3 protein-coding genes are annotated in these 4,436 nt (G+C 62.4%); all 3 read left to right on the top strand.

What is annotated here, in order from left to right; genetic code table 11:
- A partial coding sequence (gene gcvT, locus AC2FIB_RS22410; RefSeq protein ID WP_496737920.1) for a glycine cleavage system aminomethyltransferase GcvT occupies positions 1–1,083 on the top strand: 1,083 nt, incomplete at its 5' end.
- An 18-nt stretch (positions 1,084–1,101) separates the two neighbouring features.
- A complete protein-coding gene (gene gcvH / locus AC2FIB_RS22405) occupies positions 1,102–1,467 on the top strand; it encodes a glycine cleavage system protein GcvH (protein WP_496737919.1) in 366 nt (121 codons plus the stop codon).
- A gap of 112 nt (positions 1,468–1,579) precedes the next feature.
- The gene (gene gcvP, locus AC2FIB_RS22400) at positions 1,580–4,435 is read left to right on the top strand and encodes an aminomethyl-transferring glycine dehydrogenase (RefSeq protein WP_496737918.1); all 2,856 of its coding nucleotides are present in this window, start codon (positions 1,580–1,582) and stop codon (positions 4,433–4,435) included.
- Position 4,436: the final 1 nt, after the last annotated feature.

The following is a 4,436-nucleotide window of genomic DNA, read 5'->3' as shown; positions in this document are numbered from 1 at the left end:
AAACGCACCCCCTTGTATGACTTGCACGTTGAGTTGGGGGGTAAGCTTGTTGATTTTGCTGGTTGGGAGATGCCTGTTCAGTATCCTTTGGGGATTATGGGGGAGCATAAGCAGTGTCGTGAGAAGGCGGCGTTGTTTGATGTGTCTCATATGGGCCAGGTGATCCTTCGGGGTGAGAATGTGGGTGAGAAGCTGGAAGCTTTGTGCCCGCAGGCCTATGCGACCCTGAAGCCGGGCAAGGCGCGGTACGGGTTTTTCACCAATGCCGACGGCGGGATCATGGACGATTTGATCGTGTCGAATGCTGGGGATTACTATTTCGTGGTGGTGAATGCGGCGCTGCGCCATCAGGATATCCCGCATATGCGGGACAATCTGGACGGCGTCGAAGTGACCGAGATCTTCGACCGCGCGCTGGTGGCGGTGCAGGGCCCGGCGGCGGAAAACGTGGTTGGGGATCTTTGCCCTGCCGCCCGCGACCTGAAGTTCATGGAAACCACTGAGGCCCCGATCAACGGCGTAGACTGCCGCATCTCGCGTCTGGGCTACACGGGCGAGGACGGGTATGAGATCTCGATCCCCGAGGACAAGGCGATCGAGGTCAGCAAGGCGTTCCTGGCGCATGAGGATTGCGAAGCCGCCGGTCTGGGCGCGCGCGACAGCCTGCGGCTGGAGGCCGGCCTGTGCCTTTATGGCAATGACATCGACCAGAGCACCTCGCCGATCGAGGCCTCGTTGGCTTGGGCGATCCAGAAGCGCCGCAAGGAAGAGGGCGGTTTCCCGGGCGCCGAGCGCGTGCAAAAAGAACTGGCCGAAGGCCCCGCCAAAAAGCTGGTTGGCATCAAGCCCGATGGCCGCGCTCCAGCGCGTCAGGGCGTGGAAATCCAGTGCGCTGAGGGCAATACGATCGGTCAGATCACCTCGGGCGTATTTGGCCCCACGGTCGGTGGACCGGTGGCGATGGGCTATGTGAGCAAGGGTCATGGCGAGCCGGGCGAGACGGTGAACCTGATCATCCGGGGCAAGCCGCAGCCGGCGCAGATCGTGGCGCTGCCCTTCGTCAAACAGAATTACAAGCGTTGAAGTCAGGAGAGAGACAACATGGCAACCTATTATTCCGAAGAGCATGAATGGCTGACCGTCGAAGGCGACACAGCCACTCTGGGCATCACCAAGCACGCGGCTGAACAGCTGGGCGACGTGGTGTTCGTGGAGCAGCAGGAAGCAGGCGATGAGTTTGAAAAGGGCGGCGAGATCGGCGTGATCGAATCCGTCAAAGCCGCCTCCGAGCTGTATGCCCCCGTCGATGGCGAGATCGCGGAAGTGAACGAAGCGCTGGCCGACAACCCCGGCGCGCTGAACGAAGATCCCGAAGGCGAGGCCTGGATCTACAAGATCAAGATCGCGGATGCCGCGCAGCTGGAAGATCTGATGGATCTGGACGGCTACAAGGCCCTGATCGGGTAAACCCAAACGGCGGGTCCTTTCGCGGATCCGCCCCTTCATCTGGCTAAAAATATCCCCGCCGGAGGCTCCTGCCAGAGCGGCCGGGCGAGACATTCCCTGAGGAGCATGACCTATGGCCTTCAAACTGACCGACTACGAAGCCTATGACTTCGCCAACCGCCGCCATATCGGGCCCAGCCCGACGGAAATGCGCGACATGCTCAAGGTGATTGGCTTCAAGACGCTGGACCAGCTGATCGACGCCACCGTCCCGCCTGCGATCCGGCAGAAGGAACCGCTGGACTGGGGTCCGGCGATGACCGAACGCGATGCGCTCTTTCACATGAAAGAGGTGGCGAGCAAGAACAAGGTTCTGACCTCGCTGATCGGCCAGGGGTACTATGGCACCACCACGCCGGCGCCGATCCTGCGCAACATCCTGGAAAACCCGGCCTGGTATACCGCCTATACGCCCTACCAGCCCGAGATCAGCCAGGGCCGGCTTGAGGCTCTGTTGAACTTCCAGACCATGGTCAGCGACCTGACCGGGCTGGACGTGGCCAACGCGTCCCTGCTGGACGAGGCGACTGCTGCTGCCGAAGCGATGGCGATGGCCAAGCGTGGTGGCCGGTCGAAGGCCAACAACGCGGCCTTCTTCGTGGACAAGAACTGCCACCCGCAGACCATCGCGGTGATCAAAACCCGCGCCGAGCCTCTGGGCATCGACGTGCAGGTGGCCGACCCGGACACGCTGGACGCAGGATCGGTCTTTGGCGCGATCTTCCAGTATCCCGGCACTCACGGCCATGTGCGCGACTTCACATCGGAAATCGCCGCGCTGCATGAACATAAAGCCATCGCCATCGTCGCCGCCGACATCCTGTCGCTGGCGCTGCTGAAATCTCCCGGTGAGATGGGCGCGGATATTGCCATCGGCTCGACCCAGCGCTTTGGTGTTCCGATGGGCTATGGCGGGCCGCACGCCGCTTACATGGCGACCACCGACAAGCTGAAGCGGTCGATGCCGGGCCGGATCATCGGTGTGTCGATCGACGCGCGCGGCAACAAGGCTTACCGCCTGGCACTGCAGACGCGTGAGCAACACATCCGCCGCGAGAAAGCCAACTCGAATGTCTGCACCGCGCAGGCGCTCTTGGCGGTGATTGCCTCGATGTATGCGGTCTATCACGGTCCCGACGGTATCAAGGCCATCGCGCAATCGGTGCACCGCAAGACCTCGCGTCTGGCCGCCGGTCTGGAAGAGGCGGGCTTTGCCGTGGAACCAGAGGTGTTCTTCGACACCATCACGGTTGAGGTCGGCCACCTGCAGAATGTCGTCATGGAGGCCGCGGTGGCGCGCGGTGTCAACCTGCGCAAGGTCGGCGACACGAAGGTAGGCATCAGCCTGGACGAACAGACCCGCCCCGAGACCATCGAGGCCGTCTGGGGCGCCTTCGGCATCGATCGCACCGATGACAGCTCAAACAAAGTCTATCGCCTGCCCGATTATGCGCTGCGCGAAAGCCCGTACCTGACCCACGAGATCTTCCACAAGAACCGGGCCGAGGCCGAGATCACGCGCTACATGCGCCGTCTGGCCGACCGCGATCTGGCGCTGGACCGGGCAATGATCCCGCTGGGCTCGTGCACCATGAAGCTGAACGCCACGATCGAGATGATCCCGGTCACCTGGCCCGAGTTCGGCAATCTGCACCCGTTCTGCCCCGAAGATCAGGCGCAGGGCTATCATGAGATGATTGATGATCTGAACGACAAGCTGTGCCAGATCACCGGCTATGACGCGATCTCGCAGCAGCCCAACTCGGGCGCGCAGGGTGAATATGCGGGCCTGCTGACCATCCGCAACTATCACGCCGCGCGGGGTGAGGCGCACCGCAATGTCTGCCTGATCCCGACCTCGGCGCATGGCACCAACCCGGCCTCGGCGCAGATGGTGGGCTATCAGGTTGTTCCGGTGCAGGCTGATGAGAACGGCAACATTGACCTGAATGACTTCCGCGCCAAGGCCGAGAAGCATTCCGATCATCTGGCCGCCTGCATGATCACCTACCCCTCGACCCATGGCGTGTTCGAGACCACCGTTCAGGAGGTCTGCCAGATCACCCATGATCACGGCGGTCAGGTCTATATCGACGGTGCCAACATGAACGCCATGGTCGGTCTCTCACGTCCGGGTGACATTGGCGGTGACGTCAGCCACCTGAACCTGCACAAGACCTTCTGCATCCCGCATGGCGGTGGCGGCCCCGGCATGGGCCCGATCGGCGTCAAGGCGCATCTGGAAGAGCACCTGCCCGGTCACCCGGAATACGGCACCGCCGTGGGCCCGGTCTCGGCCGCTCCCTTCGGCTCGCCGTCCATTCTGCCGGTCAGCTGGGCCTATGTGCTGCTGATGGGCGGCGCGGGTCTGACGCAGGCGACCAAGGTGGCGATCCTGAACGCCAACTACATCGCGGCGCGTCTGCAGGATGCCTATCCCATCCTCTACACGTCCGAGACAGGTCGGGTGGCGCATGAATGCATCCTCGACACCCGTCCGTTGGATGAGGCTGCGCATGTGACCGTTGATGACGTGGCCAAACGCCTGATCGACAGCGGCTTCCACGCGCCGACCATGTCCTGGCCAGTGGCCGGCACGCTGATGGTCGAGCCTACGGAATCGGAGCCCAAGGACGAACTGGACCGCTTCTGCGACGCCATGCTGTCCATCCGGGCCGAAGCGCAGGACATCATCGACGGCAAGATCGACGCGGAAAACAACCCGCTGAAAAACGCCCCACACACGGTGCGCGATCTGGTCGGCGACTGGGACCGGCCCTACTCGCGCGAACAGGCCTGCTTCCCCCCAGGCTCCATGGGCGTCGACAAATACTGGTCCCCCGTAAATCGCGTCGACAACGCATATGGCGACAGAAACCTAATCTGCACATGCCCACCAATGGACGCTTACGAAGAAGCCGCAGAGTAAA

Source organism: Ruegeria sp. YTSA072 (genome assembly GCF_059610285.1).
This window is presented reverse-complemented; position numbering and strand designations above follow the sequence as displayed.